Annotated in this window: 1 protein-coding gene and 1 pseudogene; both read left to right on the top strand. The window is 65.7% G+C overall.

Annotated features, from left to right (window positions below):
- Window positions 1-1,214 (top strand): phosphate acyltransferase (locus EOA75_RS32630; protein WP_281058597.1); only part of this gene is annotated, 1,214 nt, incomplete at its 5' end.
- Between the two features lie 124 nt (window positions 1,215-1,338).
- A pseudogene (locus EOA75_RS32625) lies at window positions 1,339-1,643 on the top strand (hypothetical protein); the annotation flags it as partial.

The following is a 1,643-nucleotide window of genomic DNA, read 5'->3' as shown; positions in this document are numbered from 1 at the left end:
CCGCCCGCGCCTATTCCGGCGAGACGCCGGTCTTCGGCCCGGACTTCCTGATCCCCTCGCCCTTCGATCCGCGTCTCATCCTGCGCATCGCGCCGGCGGTGGCGAGAGCCGCCTGCGACACCGGCGTGGCGACGCGGCCGATCACCGATTTCGCGGCCTATGTCGACAAGCTCAACCGCTTCGTCTTCCGCTCCGGCCTGGTGATGAAACCGGTGTTCTCCTCGGCCAAGGCCGCCAGCGCGAAGCGCGTCATCTACGCCGACGGCGAGGACGAGCGCGTGCTGCGGGCGGCACAGGTGGTCCTGGAGGAAGGCATCGCCGAACCGATCCTGATCGGCCGCCCGCATGTCGTGGAAGTCAGGCTGAAGCGTTACGGCCTGCGCATCCGGCCGGGGATCGATTTCGGCCTGATCAACCCGGAGGACGATCCGCGCTACCGGCACTATGTCGATCTGCTGATCGAACTCGCGGGTCGCCGCGGTATAACGACGGAAGCCGCCCGCACCATGGTGCGCACCAACAACACGGTGATCGCCGCGCTTGCGTTGAAGCGCGGCGATGCGGATGCGATGATTTGCGGGCTCGAAGGCCGCTTCGAGCGACATCTGCGCAATGTCACGCTGATCATCGGGCCGCGTCCCGGCATCAAGGACCGCGATCTCTCGACGCTGTCGATGCTGATCTCGCAGCGCGGCATCATCTTCCTCACCGACACCCATGTCTCCGTCGATCCGACGGCGGAGGAGATCGCCGAGATGACGGTGCTGGCGGCGGAAGAAATCCAGCGCTTCGGCATCGAGCCGAAGGCAGCATTGCTGTCGCATTCGGATTTCGGCTCGCGCGATTCGCCCGGCGCGCTCAAGATGCGCGAGGCCGCTGCCATCCTCGCCCGCATCGCGCCGGAGCTGCAGTGCGATGGCGAGATGCATGCCGACTCGGCTCTTTCCGAGCATCTGCGCCAGCGCGTCTACCCGCATTCGCGGCTGAAAGGGGAAGCCAATCTGCTGGTGTTCCCGAACCTCGATTCGGCCAACATCACGCTGACGGCGCTGCGTGCCATGATGGACGCGCTGCATGTCGGGCCGATCCTGCTCGGCACCGACAAGCCCGCGCACATCCTGACGCCTTCTGTGACCTCGCGCGGCGTGGTCAACATGACGGCACTGGCAGTCGTCGAGGCGGCGCACAAGGCGCAGGCGCTCGCCCCGATCTGAGTTGAGGGTGAGCTCTGGGTTGATGCGAGCTCGCGCGCCAGCGGAATTGTGTTTGGGTAGTAAGCTAGGGAACAGTTAACCACGAACGCGGTAGCCTTCCACCGGCAATCGGGATTTCAGGCGGATGAAGGGGTTGAAGCTGACGCATCTTGCTGCGCTGCTTGCAGCGTTGGCGGCGTCGGCTGTCGCTGTGACCGAGCCGCAGGCGGCTTCTCGCACCTGCCGCCAGCTCGAAGCGGAGCTTGCAGCCACGCGCGGCGGTGGCGACGGTCCGGGACTGATCCGCAAATATGACGACGCGATCGCCCGCCAGCGCGAGCAGCTGGCCAAAGCGCGCAACCGCGCCGGTGATGCCAATTGCGGCTTCGCGCTGTTTTCGCGCAATGCCGGCCAATGCGCGGCGATCAATGCCTCGATAAAGCGTATGAA

The organism is Mesorhizobium sp. M1A.F.Ca.IN.022.07.1.1 (genome assembly GCF_003997575.1).
Taxonomy (GTDB): domain Bacteria; phylum Pseudomonadota; class Alphaproteobacteria; order Rhizobiales; family Rhizobiaceae; genus Mesorhizobium.
Note: the sequence above shows the minus strand (reverse complement) of the source record. Positions and strands in the feature narration are given on the sequence as shown.